20 protein-coding genes and 2 pseudogenes are annotated in these 17,910 nt (G+C 54.6%); 10 read left to right on the forward strand and 12 right to left on the reverse strand.

Going from position 1 to position 17,910, the window contains the following annotated elements; all coding sequences use genetic code 11:
• The first annotated feature begins 594 nt into the window (after positions 1-594).
• The 10 genes from OHL20_RS00185 to OHL20_RS25070 all read left to right on the forward strand — a co-directional run bounded on the left by OHL20_RS00185 (position 595) and on the right by OHL20_RS25070 (position 8,604).
• On the forward strand, positions 595-1,722 hold the full coding sequence (locus OHL20_RS00185; RefSeq protein ID WP_263381200.1) for an alkene reductase: 1,128 nt from the start codon (positions 595-597) through the stop codon (positions 1,720-1,722).
• A gap of 54 nt (positions 1,723-1,776) precedes the next feature.
• Positions 1,777-2,472, forward strand: coding sequence for an alpha/beta fold hydrolase (locus OHL20_RS00190; protein WP_263381201.1), 696 nt, complete (start codon positions 1,777-1,779; stop codon positions 2,470-2,472).
• Positions 2,473-2,552: 80 nt separating this feature from the next.
• Positions 2,553-3,428, forward strand: coding sequence for an SDR family oxidoreductase (locus OHL20_RS00195; RefSeq protein ID WP_263381202.1), 876 nt, complete (start codon positions 2,553-2,555; stop codon positions 3,426-3,428).
• Positions 3,429-3,454: 26 nt separating this feature from the next.
• Positions 3,455-4,561, forward strand: coding sequence for a Gfo/Idh/MocA family protein (locus OHL20_RS00200; protein WP_263381203.1), 1,107 nt, complete (start codon positions 3,455-3,457; stop codon positions 4,559-4,561).
• Positions 4,558-4,956 (forward strand): nuclear transport factor 2 family protein, encoded by a 399-nt coding sequence (locus tag OHL20_RS00205; protein WP_263381204.1) that lies wholly within the window; start codon positions 4,558-4,560, stop codon positions 4,954-4,956. Before OHL20_RS00200 ends, OHL20_RS00205 begins: the two co-directional genes overlap by 4 nt.
• Before the next feature lie 42 nt (positions 4,957-4,998).
• Complete coding sequence (locus tag OHL20_RS00210) at positions 4,999-5,760, forward strand: SDR family oxidoreductase (protein ID WP_263381205.1); 762 nt, start codon at positions 4,999-5,001, stop codon at positions 5,758-5,760.
• A 59-nt stretch (positions 5,761-5,819) separates the two neighbouring features.
• Complete coding sequence (locus OHL20_RS00215; protein ID WP_263381206.1) at positions 5,820-6,536, forward strand: hypothetical protein; 717 nt, start codon at positions 5,820-5,822, stop codon at positions 6,534-6,536.
• A gap of 50 nt (positions 6,537-6,586) precedes the next feature.
• On the forward strand, positions 6,587-7,705 hold the full coding sequence (locus OHL20_RS00220) for an alkene reductase (RefSeq protein ID WP_263381207.1): 1,119 nt from the start codon (positions 6,587-6,589) through the stop codon (positions 7,703-7,705).
• Complete coding sequence (locus OHL20_RS25065; RefSeq protein WP_396271447.1) at positions 7,692-8,081, forward strand: nuclear transport factor 2 family protein; 390 nt, start codon at positions 7,692-7,694, stop codon at positions 8,079-8,081. The genes OHL20_RS00220 and OHL20_RS25065 overlap by 14 nt, the downstream gene beginning before the upstream one ends.
• 31 nt (positions 8,082-8,112) lie before the next feature.
• Positions 8,113-8,604, forward strand: coding sequence for a lipocalin-like domain-containing protein (locus OHL20_RS25070; protein WP_396271448.1), 492 nt, complete (start codon positions 8,113-8,115; stop codon positions 8,602-8,604).
• An 802-nt stretch (positions 8,605-9,406) separates the two neighbouring features.
• Here the strand turns inward: OHL20_RS25070 and OHL20_RS00225 are convergent.
• From OHL20_RS00225 to OHL20_RS00275, 12 genes and pseudogenes are all read right to left on the reverse strand, one after another.
• Positions 9,407-9,598 (reverse strand): hypothetical protein, encoded by a 192-nt coding sequence (locus tag OHL20_RS00225; protein ID WP_263381208.1) that lies wholly within the window; start codon positions 9,596-9,598, stop codon positions 9,407-9,409.
• Between the two features lie 248 nt (positions 9,599-9,846).
• The gene (locus OHL20_RS00230; RefSeq protein ID WP_263381209.1) at positions 9,847-10,725 is read right to left on the reverse strand and encodes an SDR family oxidoreductase; all 879 of its coding nucleotides are present in this window, start codon (positions 10,723-10,725) and stop codon (positions 9,847-9,849) included.
• A gap of 129 nt (positions 10,726-10,854) precedes the next feature.
• A complete protein-coding gene (locus OHL20_RS00235) occupies positions 10,855-11,604 on the reverse strand; it encodes an SDR family NAD(P)-dependent oxidoreductase (protein ID WP_263381210.1) in 750 nt (249 codons plus the stop codon).
• Between the two features lie 37 nt (positions 11,605-11,641).
• Positions 11,642-12,223, reverse strand: coding sequence for a TetR/AcrR family transcriptional regulator (locus OHL20_RS00240; RefSeq protein ID WP_263381211.1), 582 nt, complete (start codon positions 12,221-12,223; stop codon positions 11,642-11,644).
• 705 nt (positions 12,224-12,928) lie between these two features.
• Positions 12,929-13,069: pseudogene (locus tag OHL20_RS25075) on the reverse strand (tautomerase family protein); the annotation flags it as partial.
• A 306-nt stretch (positions 13,070-13,375) separates the two neighbouring features.
• On the reverse strand, positions 13,376-13,714 hold the full coding sequence (locus OHL20_RS00245; RefSeq protein ID WP_263384919.1) for a DUF417 family protein: 339 nt from the start codon (positions 13,712-13,714) through the stop codon (positions 13,376-13,378).
• Positions 13,715-13,745: 31 nt separating this feature from the next.
• Positions 13,746-13,907, reverse strand: a pseudogene (locus tag OHL20_RS25080) (DUF417 family protein); the annotation flags it as partial.
• Positions 13,908-14,002: 95 nt separating this feature from the next.
• Entirely contained in the window at positions 14,003-14,800 is a 798-nt protein-coding gene (locus OHL20_RS00255) for an alpha/beta fold hydrolase (RefSeq protein WP_263381212.1), read from the reverse strand.
• Between the two features lie 80 nt (positions 14,801-14,880).
• Entirely contained in the window at positions 14,881-15,726 is an 846-nt protein-coding gene (locus tag OHL20_RS00260) for an alpha/beta fold hydrolase (RefSeq protein WP_263381213.1), read from the reverse strand.
• Between the two features lie 174 nt (positions 15,727-15,900).
• Positions 15,901-16,560: an HD domain-containing protein gene (locus OHL20_RS00265; RefSeq protein ID WP_263381214.1), complete on the reverse strand. Its 660-nt coding sequence runs from the start codon at positions 16,558-16,560 to the stop codon at positions 15,901-15,903.
• Between the two features lie 87 nt (positions 16,561-16,647).
• Positions 16,648-17,109 (reverse strand): DUF4126 family protein, encoded by a 462-nt coding sequence (locus OHL20_RS00270; protein WP_263381215.1) that lies wholly within the window; start codon positions 17,107-17,109, stop codon positions 16,648-16,650.
• Positions 17,110-17,271: 162 nt separating this feature from the next.
• Positions 17,272-17,901, reverse strand: a complete 630-nt coding sequence (locus OHL20_RS00275) for a response regulator (protein WP_263384920.1) — start codon at positions 17,899-17,901, stop codon at positions 17,272-17,274.
• Between the last annotated feature and the right edge of the window lie 9 nt (positions 17,902-17,910).

Below are 17,910 nucleotides of genomic sequence, written 5' to 3' on the forward strand. Positions count from 1 at the left end.
TTAGGGTCTTCAAGCCGTAGGCAAAACCTGCTGAACTCTGAAAGTGCAAAGACTATTCACGATGTTTCCGGCTGGACCGCCGGGTGCCGGATTGATTCTCTTGCGTCTTTGCGCAACAGCGATGGTAGTAGGTTACGCTCTCTGCGTTGGAGGAACGGTCCCGAACTGGGTCTTTTTCGTCCTTTGGCCGGTCGCAGGCTTCCTAGTCGCGGGGCTGATGACACCGTTTGCTTGTGCAGCGGCATTAGCTTTGCAAATGACCGTCGCGTGGGAGACAGGGTTCGGTGGCCTTCCCTGCTGTGTTCTCGGAGTGCTGCTTATCATAGCCGTTCTGTTGCTGGGACCCGGTGCCTATTCGCTTGACGCACTGTGGTTCGGGCGTCGAAGAGTGACTGTCTCGCGCGGTTAGATAGTCCGCAAAGCTTCAGACATGGATTTGTACTGAGACCGCAGCTAAGCGAACATTAGCCCAAAAGGGCCCACGTTCAGCGGCCCAATCTGGTCTTTGCCACATAGATATTTGCACCTAGGCTTGCAACTGAAAGCACACCTTTCCAAGCAGCGACTTTTAGAACGCAAAGAGGAGACAGACTGATGAAGGCTAGCAACGCTCTTTTCACACCGACGGCACTTGGGGCTCTGCGATTGAAGCACCGCGTCATCATGGCGCCTCTTACCCGTTCGCGTTCAGTTCAGCCTGATTCCGTTCCAGGTGATCTGATGCGTGAGTATTACGAACAACGTGCATCGGACGGCGGACTCATTATCACGGAGGCGACGAACATTTCGTTGACCAGCCGTGGTTGGCTCGGTGCCCCGGGGCTTTACTCCGATACCCAAGTTGAGGGGTGGAAGAAGGTGGTGGGTGCCGTCCATGCCAAAGGCGGCCTTATGGTCGCGCAATTGTGGCACAGCGGTCGCTCCTCCCATACGTCCATGACTGGCGGAGCCACCCCAGTGTCGGCTTCTGTCGACTCTAAGTATTGGGAAAACCCCAACCATCTTGTATCTATCCCTGGAGGCTGGGTTCAGCCATCCCCCCATCGTGCCCTAGCGGTGGATGAAATAGCCGGAATCGTTGAGGACTACCGTGAAGCGGCTGAGCATGCGATGTCCGTCGGATTTGACGGGGTTGAACTACATGCCGCCAATGGATACTTGGTGGATCAGTTCTTGCAGGACGGAAGCAATAAGAGAACCGATGAATACGGCGGTTCGCTTGAGAATCGCACGCGGATGCTGTCGGAGATCGTACGTGCGTTGATTTCGGTATGGGGAGCAGATCGAGTTGCCGTTCGTATCGGACCCTGGGGAACTTGGAACGGTATGTCCGACAGCAATCCAGACGCTCTCTTCGCACACGTCGCTAAAGATCTGAATGAGTTTGGTCTTGCCTACCTGCATCTGATTGAGCCCCGGGTCTCCGGGAGTGACGACGTACAGACGGCCGGTGGTCTTGCGGCAGAGCGTCTTCGTCCGTTGTTCAAAGGCAAGATGATTGCTGCCGGGGGCTTCGAGCCAGACACGGCCGAGCGAGTCGTCTCTGATGGAATCCTCGACGCAGTAGCGTTCGGACGCCATTTCGTGTCGAATCCCGATCTCCCTAAGCGTGTTGCCGAGCACCTGGAGCTAACGCCTTACGATCGCTCAACCTTTTACACATTCGACGAAGTTGGCTACACCGATTATCCGGTCTATGCCGCTGTTGCTGCAGCTGTCTGAGCGGCATTTCGCGAGAGACGTTTCCTCATTCACAAGCAAACCTTGGAGATTTTTATGACTAAGAAAGCAAATATCATGCTAGTACACGGAGCTTGGGCAGACGGTTCGTGCTGGAGCAAGGTCATCCTCTTGCTGCAGGCGAAAGGGTACACCGTGAACGCCGCACAAATCCCGCTCACATCGCTTGAGAACGACATCGAAGTGACCCGACGCCTGCTTTCTGACCATTCCGAACCTACCATCCTGGTGGGGCACTCCTACGGAGGCGCCGTGATCACAGGTGCGGCCACGACCACTCCGCAGGTGAAAGCACTCGTATACATTACTGCGTTCGGCCTTGATGAAGGCGAGAGCCTTGAGTCGCTCGCCAACCAAGGTCCTCCGTCGCCGGGTTCTACTTCCATTCAGCCAGATGCTCATGGGTTCCTCTGGATCGACCGTGAGACCTTTCACAAGTCGTTCGCCGGGGACGCAACTGCCGACGAAGCTGCTGTCATGGCGGCAGTTCAGAAACCGCTGGCGCTCGCTGCTTTCGGAGGGAAGGAAGGGATTCCCGCCTGGAAGACGATTCCTTCCTGGTACCTCGTCTGCACTGAGGATCAGATGATTCCGCCGCCAGCCCAGGAATTCCTGGCCAAACGCATGAACGCTACCATTCGGTCCGTTTCTTCGAGCCATTGTCCCTTCATGTCCAAGCCAGAAGCCGTGGCGGACATCATCGCTCTGGCCGCCGAAACGATCAACAACTAGCAGCTCCCCTAGCCGTCGCAGATGCCGCCTCCTTGCGGGGATGGCGGCTTCTTGCCTCCTTTCGATATCTCCGAGGTCCTATGAAGACAAAAGCAAGAGTGCTGGTATTAGGAGCTACAGGTCAGGTCGGTGGTGCTCTCGTGCCGCTGCTCGTAGCGGATCAGAGCGTCGAGGTCATCGCGGCAGCTCGGACACCAGCGAAGGCAAAACACCTGGGAGTCGAGGTTGTTGAGTTCGATCTCGACAGGATTGAAACATTCGCCCCGGCGTTAGAAGGCATCGATCGCATTTTCATGGCAACTGGCTACACGATCGATATGTTGCGCCAGAGTAAGGACTTGGTAAACAGTGCGAAGCGGGCAGGGGTTCAACAGATCGTTCACCTGGGTGCTTGCGGCGATGACGACACGCGTGTCGCTCATTACGGCTGGCACCAGTTCATCGAGCGATATATCGAATGGTCCGGCATTGCGTTCACGCACCTTCGGCCTGAAATCTTTATGCAAAACCTGCTTGGCTATGGTGGCGAGAGTTACGTGCGGCAGGGAGTGATCAAACATTATGTTGGAGCCGCACGGTTGAGTTGGGTTGATTGTGAAGACGTTGCTGCCGTCGCAGCAGTGTGTCTCTCCCATCCGAAGAAACATGCTGGCAAGACCTACCGCATGGGCTATGAGGCGACGACCTACTACGAACTTGCAGAGATCTTTACAAGTGTCCTTGGACAGCCGTTCTCGTATGAACCGCAGCCGCCGTCCGAGTTCCTTCAGAACGTGCTTGCCGCAGGGGCGGAGCCGGCTTATATGAAGTGCGTCTTCGACAGCTACACCGATTTTACAAACGGCAAGGACATCGGTGCCGATGCGACCTTCGATAACTTTCCTGAGCTAACGGGCCGCGCGCCCCGGAGCCTGGCGGACTTTGCCAGAACCTATGCTGACCGCTTTCGTTACTGAACACGCACAACCGAATGAGGTGTGAAATGGCGGTACAAAGCAAAATCCGGGTAGGTCTGGTCGGGGTTGGCAATTGGGCGCGATACGGCCACATCCCCGCGCTCAAACTGTTCCCAGAATACGAAATTGTTGCTGTGTCGAGCAGAAGCCTGGAGAAAGCCAGGGAGATCGGAAAAACCTTCGAGATTCCGTATGTCTACGGCGATATGCAACAACTCGTAGAAGACCCTGCGGTGGACCTGGTTGTTGTGCTTCCCCCCGCTCCAGAACATGCAGCAATCGTGAAGGCAGCGATCCTGGCGGGAAAGGATGTCTACTGCGAATGGCCACTTACCACGAACACGCAGGACTCCAGAGAGCTTCTCCGGCTAGCAGAAGAACGCGGAGTCAGGCACCTTGTGGGACTTCAGCGAACGCTTGGAGCCAGTGCCCTCCATCTCCGCGGACTCCTCTCGGAAGGTTATGTCGGCCGGCTTCGGTCCGTTCGGATGCATGTCAGCATGGCGGGCTTTGGCCCGGTTCGATCGGCGTCACTCGACTGGACAATCCCAGCAAGCAACTTCTCCCATGTGCTTTCAATCTATGGGGGCCACTTCATGGACATGCTTTTCCATGCGACCGGCCAGCCCGCCGCAATCACCTCTCTCGTCCGTACACAGTTCCCTGAGCTCACGAGCAGTACAGGAGAGTCTTTCCCTAACGAGACGCCTGATGGCGTGATGCTCATGGGTACGCTCAAGAACGGTGCCATGTTTCAGATTCAACTCGAAGGGGGCAAGTGCAATCAGACCGGCCTTCAGATCGACATTACCGGCACCGACGGCGACCTCCAGATCACAAACGAAAAAGCTTTTGTCACGAAACATGACGACATTATCCGTGGGGCACAGGGGGACGGCGGCTCCTGGAAGGAACTACCCACGCCGCATCACTTTCACACGATCCCCTTATCGGGACTCGACGCCAGCGTGCAGGATCTAGCTCAGCTCTATGCAGCGTTTGCAAGTGATCGCGTGAATGGAGGTAAGACGACCCGTGACTTCTCGGACGCAGTCGCCATGCACAAGATGATCGACATGATCTACGAGGCATCTTCCACAGAAAGAACAATCGTTTTCAAGGAGCAATCATGACTCTCCCCACTCACGCAAACAACAAAGCAATCGTTCTCGAAGCCTTTGACGCTCTGTTCAACAAGAGAGATTACCAGGCAGCCGAGCGCTTCTGGTCGCCTGACTACATCCAGCACAGCGCACACATTGGCCCCGGACGCGAGGGACTACTCGCTCTGACTAAGGCACTCCCAGAAACTTTGAGGTATGAGAACCATTTCGCCGTAGCAGAGGGCGACCTTGTGATTCTGCATGGCCGCTTTTCTGGCCACGGACTGCCCAGGAACTGGATTGTGGCCGACGTCGTACGCCTTGACAACGGAGTTTTGGCCGAGCACTGGGATGTGATCCAGGACGAGGCCACGGAAGCTGAATCCGAGAGCGGGCTACCGATGTTCGGTGCCTCTTTCGCTTAGGCACCACCAGCCAGACCAAATCACAGAGAACAAAGGAGAACCATGAAAACTAACGGGAACGTAATCTTCATCACTGGAGGCGGCTCTGGCATCGGGCGGGGACTTGCCGAGGCTCTTCACCGTCTAGGCAATAAGGTCATCATCTCAGGCCGCCGCAAGGGACATCTCGAAAAGACTCTCGAAGCCAACTCGGGAATGGATTCGGTCGAGCTAGACGTGACCGATCCGGAGAGCATACGTCGAGCTGCCGAAGAACTGATTGCCAAATATCCGACTTTGAATGTCCTCATCAACAATGCAGGAATCATGCTGATCGATGACGCTTCTACGCTCGTGGACGATGAGTTGGTCGCGTCAACGATTGGAACCAATCTCATGGGTCCTATAAGGATGACAGGAGCCCTCATCGAGCACCTCAAGAAGCAGGAATCCGCTGCGGTGCTGATCGTCTCGTCGGTCCTTGGGTTCACCCCCATGGCGATGACTGCCGTATATTCGTCGACCAAGGCCGCTCTTCACTCCTACGCTCAGTCCCTCCGATTCAAGCTCAGGCATACCCCGGTCCGTGTCCTCGAAGTCATTCCTCCCTGGGTCCGCACGGAGTTGCTCAACAGTAGCGAGGAGCCTCGCGCGATGCCTCTTGATGAGTTTCTCAAAGGAACGATGGTGGCGCTTGCGACCGATGCGGACGAGATCATGGTCCCGCATGCCAAGTTCCTTCGTGACCAGGCCGGCCCCAACGAGGCAGCTTTTGTGTCTTCCTTCAATGAGCAGCTTGAAGCACCCCATCCCTCAGCCGTCTAACGCCGGCTCTAAACATTCGCGTAGCACGCAACGGCACCACGGCAACCCAGGAGCTGACAATGAATGATCTATTGCAGAAAGCAGTTGATGCACACGGCGGTCTGAAACGTTGGAACGAGATCAGCAGCGTTAAGGTTGCTGCTTCGCTCACCGGCGCTATCTGGTTTGTGAAAAGCCAGGGCGATTATCTAAAGAACGTGGTGATGACTATGGATACCAAAACGGAACGGATCACCACAGACTTCCCAGGACAGGACAAACGCTTCCTCTTCACACCAGCGCGACTTGTGATGGAGAAGCGGGACGGCACCGTCCTTCTTGAGCGGAACGATCCCGAGAAGTCATTCGAGGGGCAGACCCGCGAGACTCCATGGGATGATCTTCATGTCGCGTACTTCCAGGGCGAGGCGCTTTGGACTTACCTGAATACGCCCTTTCTCTACACGCAACCCGGATTTGAAACCGAAGAAATTGCGTCCATTGAAGTGAGCGGAGAGACGTGGCGGCGATTGAAAGTCACCTTCCCGGATCGCATCAAGAGCCACACGCGAGAGCAGATCTCATGCTTTGGACCGGATGGCCTGATAAGGCGCCATGACTACACGGTGGACATTCTCGGCGGAGCGACCGGGCTCAACTATGCGTCAGATTACCGGGATGTGGACGGGATCATCTTTCCAACCAAACGCCGGATCTACGCCTATGAAGGCGACTATCAGCTCGTGCCCGAGCCGCTTCTAGTCAAGATTGACATGGGTGAGATCACCCTTCAGTGAGTTTTTGCAACCTTCACCTTCATCAGCTTTTTCCATAAGAGAGGAATTCCATGCCATATCCCTCGCTTTTTGAGCCTCTGCGGTTGGGAAGCATCACGCTTCCCAACCGCATCATCATGGCTCCTCTCACCAGAATGCGCGCAGGCGATGGCAATGCTCCAACAGCTTTGAATGCGGAGTATTATGCGCAGCGAGCAACGGCCGGGCTCATCATCGCTGAGGGCACCGCAGTGAGCCAACAGGGGCAGGGCTATCCGAATGCGCCCGGTATCTACACGCAAGCGCAAGTGGATGGATGGAAGGCCGTGACCGACGCCGTTCACTCCAAAGGCGGACGGATCTTTCTACAAATTGCTCATAACGGTCGAAACTCACACTCTTCGTTCATGCCAGACGGCACCGCACCAGTAGCACCGTCCGCCATTCCACCCACGTTGCCCGGCTTTACTAGCGACGGTCGGCAAGTACCAATTGAGACGCCCCGGCCGTTGCGGTTGGAAGAAATTGCCCCAATCGTCGCCAGCTTTGTACTGGCCAGCCGTAAAGCTATTCAGGCAGGCTTCGACGGAGTAGAGCTACAGGCCTCCAACAGCCACTTAATCGATCAGTTCCTGGAAGACGGATCAAACACCCGGTCGGACACCTACGGCGGGTCCATTGTCAATCGGATGCGCTTCCTTCTTGAGATCACAGAGGGCGTCACAGCCGCAATCGGGTCCGAACGGCTGGGGGTGCGCCTGTCGCCCTTCGGTCAGTATGGCGGTATCTGTGACAGCAACCCAATGCGGTTGTTCCTCTCCATCGTCGAGGAGCTAAATAAACGAACGCTGGCATATCTACACCTCATCGAGGGACGCGGTTCAGAGATCGGGTTGGGCGACGCCCTCCACGAAGACGCACTGAACAACGCAAAGATCTTTCGCCCTCACTTTGAAGGCCCTCTTATCTCAGCCGCAGCCTACACATCAAGTTCCGCGAGCGATACCGTTCGTGCGGAAACAGCAGATGCAATCGCATTCGGCCGGCTCTTCATTTCCAATCCAGACTTGGTGAAACGTATCGCGGCCGATCGCCCGCTGAGTCCGTATGACAGGTCTACCTTTTACGGAGGCCAGGAAAAGGGCTACACAGACTATCCGCCCTCCGGGAGCAGATATGACCCCCGCTAGCGTACTGCGAACGCACCAGGAAGTTTTCTATCAGTCTCTCCTTCATCAAGATTGGGATGCTCTCGCTTCGTTGTATGCCGACGATTACAACCTGGTTCGCTCAAATGGCACTTCCCTGTCAAAGGAAGAAGTTCTGAATGACCTGCAGGTCGGTGCTCTAGTTTTTCGATCCATCAGGCTCATGAATGAGCGTGTTCGAGTGGTCGGGTCGGTTGCAATGCTCACCGGCGAGAGTCAAACGATCACTGAGCGTCGAGGGGTTGTGTTCGAGTCCCATTTTCGCTTGATTGCGGTCTACGTGGAAGCCGAGGGAAGCGCACGCCTTCTATATTTCCAGAGTACTGACATACCAAAAACTCCACAAATCCTGGTATAGGGAATGGCTAAAGCAAGCTGGAGGAGTTCTCATGTCGACGGACAGTGTACTAGCCGCACGAAAACCTTTCGTGGGTGTTTGGACCTTAGAAAGCTTTACTGAGACAACGGGTTCATCGGAAGAGGTAAGTCCCCTGGGGAACGCGCCTTTGGGATTTCTGATCTACACAGCGGAAGGCTTTGTCTCCGCTCAGCTCATGAGGCGAGATAGAGAAGCAGTTGGATCTGATCCATGGGCTGGTGAAAAATCAGATGAGGGCGCAGACCTCACCACAGGCTACATCGCATACTGCGGGCGGTACGAAGTGGACGAGAGCAATTCAGAGGTCCTTCACATCCCCATAGTCGCCCTCCTTCCGAACCTAGTCGATCGGGAACAGCACCGAAGTTTCAAGTTCGAAGGCCGTACGCTTACGCTTGTGATCATGCAAGCAACCTCTACCGGCGTAATGATTAAATCGAGGCTTGTTTGGAACCGCCCTCCGCAGAATGCTAGCGGGTCCGATAGCCTGCCTTATGTATAGTGCAATTGTTATCAGACACTGATGTCCCTATCGCCGAGTTACCGAACGCCTGTTCACAATCCTCTTCTCTAAGTTCGATAGATCTGATGAAGCGGTTGGTGATGGCTGCGCTGGGAGGTCGGGGTTTCATATCTAGTGTCGATGAATGTAGACGAGCCATAGCATCAAGCCGGGAACGAGGACAAGTAGGCTCAGAAGCCCGCAAATGAAGAGCGTAGCGCGATGTTTGCTTTTATCGTCTGGCTGCGTGATGCCGAAAGAGTTAATGAAGGCTTGCGAAAGAAATTCCAATAGTCCCATTTATCCCTTTTTCTGGAAGCAGCACTGTAACGCTGTGTCTGCAACAAAGATCTTCAGTGTCGGCCAGTGACCTGTTTACATATCGTTGGCTTGCAGCTGCCAAGTAGAGATGTCAGGTCTCGTTTAAAGACTTTGGATAGCTGGAAAAGGCAAATGCCAGTAGGGCGATTACGGAGAACGCTAGTGCCGCCTCCAGACTGTAGAACGACAAAGCTTGGCTTCGACTCGATGGAGTTCCTTGGTACCCGGCCCACACACCAATGCACAAACAGAGAAGGCCTAGAACCAAAGCAAACCATTGCTCTTTCTTATACTGCTCAGGCGCTACGATGCAGCGCAGACGTGCAAATAGGCTGTCCATACATACGATTCCTTGACCCTATATGGCGCAAGACCTCGCAAGCGAGGATTCGCGGGTAGTTGCTCCATCGATTGCGATGGCGTGCCTGCCGCCTTCGTCACGAAGGACTTTACCGCTGACCAACCTTGGCTTAGCTTCAGGTTATGCCTGATGCCACAGATCCGTAGTCGCATCGTCGCGGTTGGTCCAAGTGCGAAAAGCGTCCATAGAAAGAGCTGAGCGCAGCCGTTCATTCTTTGCTAAGAGGCCACAGATACAAGCCTGCAGACCAGAGACCTGGAAACGTAAGTATTTCATCTCGGCTGACTCAATCTCGTCTGTCTCGACAGGCATCGTCATTCTCCAGTAAACAAAAAGAAATCCCAGGGGACGGTCACGTTCCTCTTCAAACAAGAACCCGTTAACAGCAAATCTACCCCCCGGTGGCGATTTGCTGAAAGTCCCATTCGGCTCACGCATGACGGGCTCTTTTGAGGGGGCTCTGCTGGTGCTTTCTACTCATAGCGTTGTGCACGGTGCGAACGAGGAGGCAAGCGGCGTTGGACGGATTGTTCCTCTCCACCCATGCCGCTTGCTTCAGGCTACAGAGAAGAAGGAGCGTAAAGCTTTGCAAGATCGGTTTCATATGGTGTCGGCTTGCGGCCAATGAGCCGCTCCAGGTCTTTCGTCACCTCTGTGAACTCTCCAGCTGCTACCGCCTGCCCCCATTCCGCGAGAAATGAAGCCACGGGAACTGGAAAGCCAAGCTTAACCTTTGCATCGATGTACTCCTGAACAGGGGTATCAACGTATGCAATGTTCTTGCTGCAGATGTCGCTCAAAGCGGCTGCGATCTCGGCAAACGAGAAAGCTTCACTTGCACCAAGGGTATAGGTTTTGTTCTCGTGACCACTTTCAGTGAGCACTTTGGCCGCAGCCTCTGCCAGGTCATGTCGCGAGATCATTGTTGCCTTCCCTGTTCCTGCGGGAAGGCGAACACCCTCTTGGCATGCATCCTGACCGACCATGAAGGTGACGGCATCCAAGTAGAGCGAATTGCGCAGAATGGTGTACGTAACGCCAGAGGCTTTGAGAAAGTTCTCCGTCACCACTTCAGTCTGAGTTGTCTCGGTAAGGACAAATGATGATCCCTCAGGGCGTTGCAGGCCGGTGTATACGATCCGTTTGACCCCAGCCTCTTTTGCGGCGAGGATGACGTTTTTATGTTGTGTTTCTCTATCCGTGAAGGAGACGGCAGCTACCATGAACAACGTGTCGACGCCTGCAAAAGCCTGAACCAGAGAGTCAGAGTCGGTGTAATCACCCTGACGCACCTCGACCCCAGGAAGATCCGAGGCAGAGACCTTAGAAGGATCGCGGGCAAGCGCGATGAGGTGATTTGTGGGATCAGTTTTCAAGAGAAACTGTAGAGTCTGCCGACCAAGATGACCTGTGGAACCTGTGACCAGAATTGTTGCCATGACGATTACTCCGTGACTTCTCTGCAGAACGATAGATTGAATAAGGTGCGTAATGGGGCCAAGACCCTCACCAGTTGGGGTGGGGACCGAATATAGATTTGCGTGTCAGCTTGTTAGATCGCCAGGAGTTTAGACCTGTGCCATGCCACCGTCGACAAAGAGTTCCGTTCCAGTGACGTAGCTGCCATCTTCGGACGCAAGAAAGAGAACAGCTTTTGCAATCTCCTCAGCATGTCCGAGGCGGCCGAGTGGGACCACCTGCGAGAAGCTCTCCTTCCGTTGCTTCCCTGCTGCCGAATCTCCCAGAAGCTCGCGTAGACCTTCTGTATCGATGGGTCCGGGACTGACTACGTTAACGCGGATCTTTCTTTCCTTGAGATCGGTTGTCCAGGTGCGTGCAAAGGACCGTATGGCCGCCTTTGTGGCTGCGTACACGGTGTTGGCTGGCAAGCCCTTGCTCCCAACAATCGAGCCGGTCATTACGATGGATCCCCCGTCAGGCATCAATGGCAATGCCTTTTGAACGCTGAACAGTAGACCCTTGACGTTGCCGTCGAACATGCGGTCGAAGTGCGATTCTTCCACAGTCCCGAATGGAGCAAATTCGGCTGCGCCCGCATTGGCAAACACAATGTCCAACTTCCCTTTTTCTTGCTTGATCTGTTCAAAGAGTCTGTCGAGGTCCTCCATATTCGCCACGTCACCCTGTACGCCGGTTACGCCGGCACCGATCTCCTTCACAGCTTCGTCCACCTTCGCCTGACGGCGGCCAGTGACATAGACACGAGCCCCTTCGGCGACGAAGAGCTTTGCTGTTGCGAAGCCGATTCCGCTTGTTCCACCTGTAACCAACGCTACCTTACCATTTAGCTTTCCCATCTCTCATTCTCCTGTGTGTTGGTCCGCTCGTTACTAATCAGCGGCACATTGTTGACTGCTTCATCGATGCCTTGACGGCATCGAGAACTTGTTTTGAGAGGTCCGGTTCATCCACCATGCGCGAAAGGATGAGCCCTCCGACGAGACTGGCCAAGGTCGCTATGGCTAAGTCGTGCCTCTGCTTCCCGGTCCGGCCCGGAAGGTGCTGTGCCGTCTCATCGAAAAGTGTTCGGAGCTGCTCGGTTGCTGCGTGACGAACAGCGCCTGACTGGTGGGTCACCTCGCTGCCCAGGGCCGCGAGAACGCAACCTTTCGGTAGATTGTCCCGATGGCCGGGTGAAAGATATTGATTGACCATCTTCATGTAGGCGTTCTCGTCTGTCTGACTCAGAAAACCAACCATCAGATCCTTCGTGGCACCGACTGCCCTTGCGAAGGTCTCTGCGACGAGTTGGTCTTTGGACTCGAAGTATCCGTAGAACGATCCAAGGGACATACCTGCAGCTTTCATCAGGTCGGCTACTCCCACACCGTCGATGCCGTGTTCCCGGAACTGATCTGTGGCAGTCTGGAGAAGATGCTCACGATTCTCAACTACCTTTTGCCGAGTGATTCTCATCTAAGCTCCTCTACTCTTTATTACGTATGATCATACTGAATAGATGAACTTGTTCAGGTAAGGATTCACAGAGCTACAAGAAATCGTTGGTTCATCAGCCCTCGTTCAGGCTGAAAACTGTTTGAAGTGATAGTCAATGTGACTGAACATGAGCTTGCCCCATTTCTTTGTCGTCGTCTTTCCCGATATGCAATGGGGTTCCATGCCTCAGCGGTTCGCGCATGCCAGGCCGTATCGAGAATCGTAATCAGTAGATCCTTCTCAACCGAAACGTCATACTGCATTTGCAGTGGAATTTTGAAGTTCGCTGGGAGCCGAGCCCAACTGGCTGCTCAGAGAACCATTCAACCAGAATCCATCGAAATATGGTGCGCGAGACGAGGTAGCTCTCATCTGGAAGATTTGAAAATCCGAGTGAACTTTCGCATGCCGGGTTGAGATGATGGAGCATCTGGCAGACGCTCATGGCTCCCCATTGCCGCGGTTGATTTGCGTTGATCCCTGCAATGCGAGTTCGAAAGCTTTGCAGTGTCGACTCTAAGAAACAGTTTGCTCCATCGACCGGCTTGATCTGGAATGACCGAGGGATGTACCGGGCGATTGCCCATCCGGAGATTCAGAAATTACTTGTGAAGATTGCTTCAGCAAAGCTGGCCATGTGTTGACCCCGATGTTGAGTCACGGGTGCAAACGCGCGGCGAAAAGCTATATGCCATTTGCGAGTGAAATGCCATTACCGAAGGACCAGTTTTCGAGCACAGGATTGACGTCAAGAGTGACGAGCACGTCCTGAGGGGAGATCCCGGGGGAATCTGCGAGATTCTTGACCAAGGCTTTATAAAGGGCTTCTTTTCCCGCAGCGTCCCCGCTCCGGTCTTGATGTGCACGATCATAAAGTTGTCTGACCGAGGCGTCCGGGTCATATAGCCACGATCGAACAGGAACTCAGGGGGGTCAAACTGGTCGATGGTTTGAAATAGATCGTCAGGATGCATTCCAACCGAATCGACGAGCGCTAAATGGATACTCGCAGAGATGGCCTTGATGCGTTCAGGTGACTTCCCTCTCAGCATCGAAAATACGGATCAGCGGCATTGGAACTCCTTCATACGTGTTGTTGCGTCCAGAGAGCGGCAGAATTCGAGTGGTCGTTTATCCATGCACTCTTTGGAGGTAGGACGATGCAGAATCTGCCATGGTGACAAGCGCAGCGCCAAACATAATCGTGTCTTTGATAATGAGTCTTCCAACACCGGAGAGGTAAGGAAAGCCGTGCGCACCATCTCCAAGCGCGGGGACCCAGGCTTCAGGGGTGGTCACCAGGAACGACAGCGTCGTGCAGGCCATCAGAACCAGGAGGAGACTTCCGACCGGAGGGAAGAGGGGGTGCATTGCAATCAAAAGAGCAATGAAGATAATTGCGATTCCCAAACCATAAGAAAAACGGTAGGTTCCATTCGTCCCGTGCCATTGTCGGTGAGCTTGATTCAGCTCCCCCCTTGTTCATGTATGCGTGATATTCAGGAGGCGGATGACGGTAGAAGAAGCTCATGGCAGGGCTGTTTGCTACGAGTGGAACGATGCTGTCAGCTTCATACTTTACAGACTTCAGTCCTCCGATCCAGAGCAAGACGATGATTAGCGCCAGGCGGAGAAGGCTCATAGCAATTTTGTTCGTGCTTGCTGCTGCCTTGTAAGAGCTTCTACGTCGTGTGCTTGCGGGGTTATCATCTGTTCCTCTTCAAGGCAACTGGCTAGCCGTGTTACTGGTCGTTGTTGCTAGGGAGCGAGCGTCGCGGCTGCCTTCTCAATGAAGGAAGTAACGGCCGCTGGCTGAGCCAGCATCGCGACGTGGCTCGAATCCACACTGAGGACGGTAGCTTTCATGCGTGTCGCCATCGTCTTTTCGAGTGTCGGCCCGATCACTCGGTCGTTATTGGCGATGACATACCAGGATGGGAGGGTCTTCCAGGCCGGGGTCGCGGTGATGACACCTGCAAGCGCATTCGGGGCGTTTGTTGGTCCCTGTGTCACAGCAAGACCAGCTTGCTCAGCCGGGGTAAGATCCTGCGCAAAGTCGCTTGCGATTCCAGCAGTCGTCAACTTCAGGAAGCCGGTTGCATCCTTCGTGAAGTCATTCATGATGGGCGTCGCAGGGACGGTTGCTCCCAGGGACAGGACGGACTCACCCTGATCCGGACCATATGCCGCAACGTACACGAGTCCCTCTACTTTGGGATCACTGCCGGCCTGCGTAATGACGGCTCCACCATATGAGTGGCCGACAAGAAGCACATGCCCGGTCTGGATCGCCAAAGCTCGCTGCACCACGGCGGCGTCATCCGCAAGCGAGGTCAGTGGAAGCTGAACAGCCACGACGTTGTAGCCGTCGGCCTGCAACAAAGGGATCACCTTCGACCAGCTCGAACCGTCACTCCACGCTCCATGGACCAGCAGGATGTTCGCAACGCCTGTCGGGCCAGCAGCGTGGACTGGAACAACTCCAGAGCTGCAACCCAACAGCGTCGCCGTGCTTACAAGAGCTCCGAGTGACGTGCAGAATGATGGAAATTTCATTGTTGGTCCTCCATTGAACATGGGTCAACGCTGCTTGGATTAGGATGACGACTCAGCTCAGGGGTTGAGTCGCCATCGCCCTAGCCGCGTAAGAAGAGGTTGGTGTGCTCGACGAACAACGCCGGATACTGGAACAAGGACCCATGGGCGGCATCCGGGTAGAGGATCAACTGGGCATTGGGCAGATTCTGCTCAAGATAGAAGGAGTTGATGGTGTAGAAGATGATGTCTGACTTGCCGCCTGCAACGAGAACGGGAATCCTGATGTTCTTCAGATAGGCAAAGCGTTCTCCGACCGGATTGCCCCACTCTGTGAGTGCCGCAAATTGAGCTGGCTGGACCTTCTCGTTGATCGGCGTATCGCGATTTTCAACTCGTGCATCCCTGCGCTTCAGGAAGGTTCGGCCAGCCGCCTGACTTTCGGGTGACGCTGTAAAGAAACCGTCGATCCAGAAATCATCCAGGTTGCCGTACTTGTTCGTGAAGATTGCCTGCGATTGAGGATTCAACGGAATACCGTCTCCATTACGTGGTCCACTCCCTACGATCACGAGCTTGCGAACCAGATCCGGCCGCTCCAGTGCGACATTCTGCGCGATCATGGAACCGATCGAGAAGCCAAGCACATCCACCTTGGTCAGGCCAAGCGCATCGATGAAGACGCCTGCACCCTTTGCCATCTCCGCGAACGTAGTCGGCACCTCACCGCTGGAGCTGGCGATTCCGGCATTGTTGAAAAGGATGACCTCACGCCCCTGCGCGAGACCATCCGTGACGGAAGGATCCCAGCTATCCATGTTGCCAAGAATGTGAGGAATAAAGACAAGAGGCAGGCCTTCTTTCTTCCCAAAACGACGGTAAGCAAAACGAACGCCGTACGCTTCTACGAACTGTGTTGGGGCTGTGTGGTGGGTATAGATTTCCATGTCTGTCTTCCTTGCGTGCCTGTCATTATGGGAGCCTAAGGGGAGCTGAGCGTAGGTAAAAGAACTCAGCAGGGGTGTTGTGACGGCGAAAGCACTGGCCGTTTTTAAGAAGTGCCGTCGAAACATGTCGCGCTCTCTTTCTTGTGCACTCTGCAGGGCAGGGTCAGTCCCCTGTTATCCCTTCCAGTCAGATCTTCGGATCATGCTGCAGAAATTGATCCGTTCGAACTTTTGATCTTTCTCCGCGAGAACATCTGCCTTTACATTGCCAAAGGTGGTCTGAGGCTTATGCTTAATGCCCTCAAAGAAAGCCTGAATGATGTCTTCCTTGAAGTTGTCCGGGCGAGGAAATCTGCGAACGATCTCACCGAGGCTTAGCTCGTTCAAGGCTGCAAGACCGATCCCGAGTACGTCCAGCTCGACTCCAGCGGTGACTAAAGCGATGAGGGGATGCATGTACTGGGGGATGCCCGGAGTCGTATGCAATGCGATGGCAGTCCACACTGTGTCGATATCCTGCTGGGCGATGCCGTGGCTCTTGAGGAAGTCTCGTGCAGCGTTCGCGCCGTCAACTTCAAACCGATCTTCAGGACTGCTGTACTTCGGTATCAGACCAACATCGTGAAACATGGCACCGACATAGAGCAACTCAGGATCAAAGGTCAGACCCTGATCCCGACCGGCCAAGGACGCAAAACAGAAGACACGGCTGGAGTGATTGAAAAGAAGAGGTGGTTCGGTGTCACGGACGAACTCGGTGGCCTCTCGAACAAGTGTGCTATCCGGAGGAGCAACGCCGGTGATCCACTGCGGTTCTGCAAGTGAATTCGTCATAAAGGGACCTCTTCCGTGTAAGTAGCGGTTTGGCAGCTTGGGTAGGTGAGCCGATCAGGATGGTTGATTTTGCTACGAGCGATGCCCTTACAAACGCGAGCAAGCGAACACCGCTAAACCGATGGCCGCAACATCCTCGATGAGCGCGGCGGGTAGATCCCGACCGAATAACGTTGCCCCGAACGCCCTTGCCTTTGATCCACCGAAAGTGCCGACAACGCTTCCCAGCGCCCCGGCGAGTAGACCAGCAAGCAGGTGATCTGTGGACAGCCCCAGAGCTACTCCACAGATCGTGCCCATTACAACCCTTGTGATGAACTGAGAAGGGATGAGGCGGCTCGGAGTCTTCGGGAGCTTGTCGTTCACGAGTTCGCCAAGTGCCATCAGGCTCAAGATGTAAGGTGTGAAGGCAAAACCTAGAAAAGCCAGCCAGGTGTTGGTCAGGGGAAGAACTCCCAGGCGGGCAGCCCAACTCACGATGGCAAGTCCAGTCAGAGCGCGGAATCCAGAGGTAATCCCAATCAGGAATGCGATAAAAGGGACAAGCATTGGTGTTTCTCCTTGTCCCAAAAGTATGCTTTGCCAGCCATCCTCGAAAGTCCCGTTTCACTCACGGGGCAATGGCTCTTTCGGGGGGAGGGTAGGCGTAAGCGTCTTGTGAGTCAAGAGAACCAGCAGGCCAAGACCTGTTGAACAGACCTTAAAGGAGCTTTAGAGATCGAAAAAGCCACGCTTTAAGGCGATGGTGACTGCATGGGTTCGATCGCTTGCGTGCAATTTGGAGAGTATGTTTTTAAGGTGATTCTTTACGGTGTGTTCCGAAATGACAAGGTTGTCGGCGATGAGCTTGTTGGAGCGGCCCTGCGATACCCCAGTCAACACTTCCAGCTCCCTTGCGGTCATGAGATCGTCAGTGGCGTGCTCCGCCATCTCCGATGCTATAGCGGGCGGGATGCGACGCCGCCCTGCGTGTACCAACCGGATCGTGTCCAGTAATTCATTCCGAAGTAAATCTTTCTGCAGGTAACCCACCGCTCCAGCCTTAAAGGCTCGCAACGCCTGAACGTCGCCTCCATAAGTTGTTAGAACGACGATGCGGGCGCGAGGAAACTCTTTCCGAATCGCGGAGATGGCGTCGATTCCTCCGGTTCCAGGCATTCTGAGATCCATCAGTGTGACATCGGGGCGGTGCAATCGGAACATAGAGATGGCTTCTTCTCCATCGACGGCTTGGCCGACTACAGTCATGTCGACCTCTCCGTTGACTTCGCCTGCAATGCCGGCGCGCATGAGTTGGTGGTCATCGACAATCAAGATCTTGATGGTGGCTTTTTCAGTCATGGTGATCTC

The organism is Granulicella arctica (assembly GCF_025685605.1).
GTDB classification, from domain to species: Bacteria; Acidobacteriota; Terriglobia; order Terriglobales; family Acidobacteriaceae; genus Edaphobacter; species Edaphobacter arcticus.

Coding starts and splice junctions, on each gene's coding strand:
- OHL20_RS00185 (WP_263381200.1), top strand. CDS start 595: ATGAAGGCTAGCAACGCTCTTTTCACACCGACGGCACTTGGGGCTCTG.
- OHL20_RS00190 (WP_263381201.1), top strand. CDS start 1,777: ATGACTAAGAAAGCAAATATCATGCTAGTACACGGAGCTTGGGCAGAC.
- OHL20_RS00195 (WP_263381202.1), top strand. CDS start 2,553: ATGAAGACAAAAGCAAGAGTGCTGGTATTAGGAGCTACAGGTCAGGTC.
- OHL20_RS00200 (WP_263381203.1), top strand. CDS start 3,455: ATGGCGGTACAAAGCAAAATCCGGGTAGGTCTGGTCGGGGTTGGCAAT.
- OHL20_RS00205 (WP_263381204.1), top strand. CDS start 4,558: ATGACTCTCCCCACTCACGCAAACAACAAAGCAATCGTTCTCGAAGCC.
- OHL20_RS00210 (WP_263381205.1), top strand. CDS start 4,999: ATGAAAACTAACGGGAACGTAATCTTCATCACTGGAGGCGGCTCTGGC.
- OHL20_RS00215 (WP_263381206.1), top strand. CDS start 5,820: ATGAATGATCTATTGCAGAAAGCAGTTGATGCACACGGCGGTCTGAAA.
- OHL20_RS00220 (WP_263381207.1), top strand. CDS start 6,587: ATGCCATATCCCTCGCTTTTTGAGCCTCTGCGGTTGGGAAGCATCACG.
- OHL20_RS25065 (WP_396271447.1), top strand. CDS start 7,692: ATGACCCCCGCTAGCGTACTGCGAACGCACCAGGAAGTTTTCTATCAG.
- OHL20_RS25070 (WP_396271448.1), top strand. CDS start 8,113: ATGTCGACGGACAGTGTACTAGCCGCACGAAAACCTTTCGTGGGTGTT.
- OHL20_RS00225 (WP_263381208.1), bottom strand. CDS start 9,598: ATGCCTGTCGAGACAGACGAGATTGAGTCAGCCGAGATGAAATACTTA.
- OHL20_RS00230 (WP_263381209.1), bottom strand. CDS start 10,725: ATGGCAACAATTCTGGTCACAGGTTCCACAGGTCATCTTGGTCGGCAG.
- OHL20_RS00235 (WP_263381210.1), bottom strand. CDS start 11,604: ATGGGAAAGCTAAATGGTAAGGTAGCGTTGGTTACAGGTGGAACAAGC.
- OHL20_RS00240 (WP_263381211.1), bottom strand. CDS start 12,223: ATGAGAATCACTCGGCAAAAGGTAGTTGAGAATCGTGAGCATCTTCTC.
- OHL20_RS00255 (WP_263381212.1), bottom strand. CDS start 14,800: ATGAAATTTCCATCATTCTGCACGTCACTCGGAGCTCTTGTAAGCACG.
- OHL20_RS00260 (WP_263381213.1), bottom strand. CDS start 15,726: ATGGAAATCTATACCCACCACACAGCCCCAACACAGTTCGTAGAAGCG.
- OHL20_RS00265 (WP_263381214.1), bottom strand. CDS start 16,560: ATGACGAATTCACTTGCAGAACCGCAGTGGATCACCGGCGTTGCTCCT.
- OHL20_RS00270 (WP_263381215.1), bottom strand. CDS start 17,109: ATGCTTGTCCCTTTTATCGCATTCCTGATTGGGATTACCTCTGGATTC.
- OHL20_RS00275 (WP_263384920.1), bottom strand. CDS start 17,901: ATGACTGAAAAAGCCACCATCAAGATCTTGATTGTCGATGACCACCAA.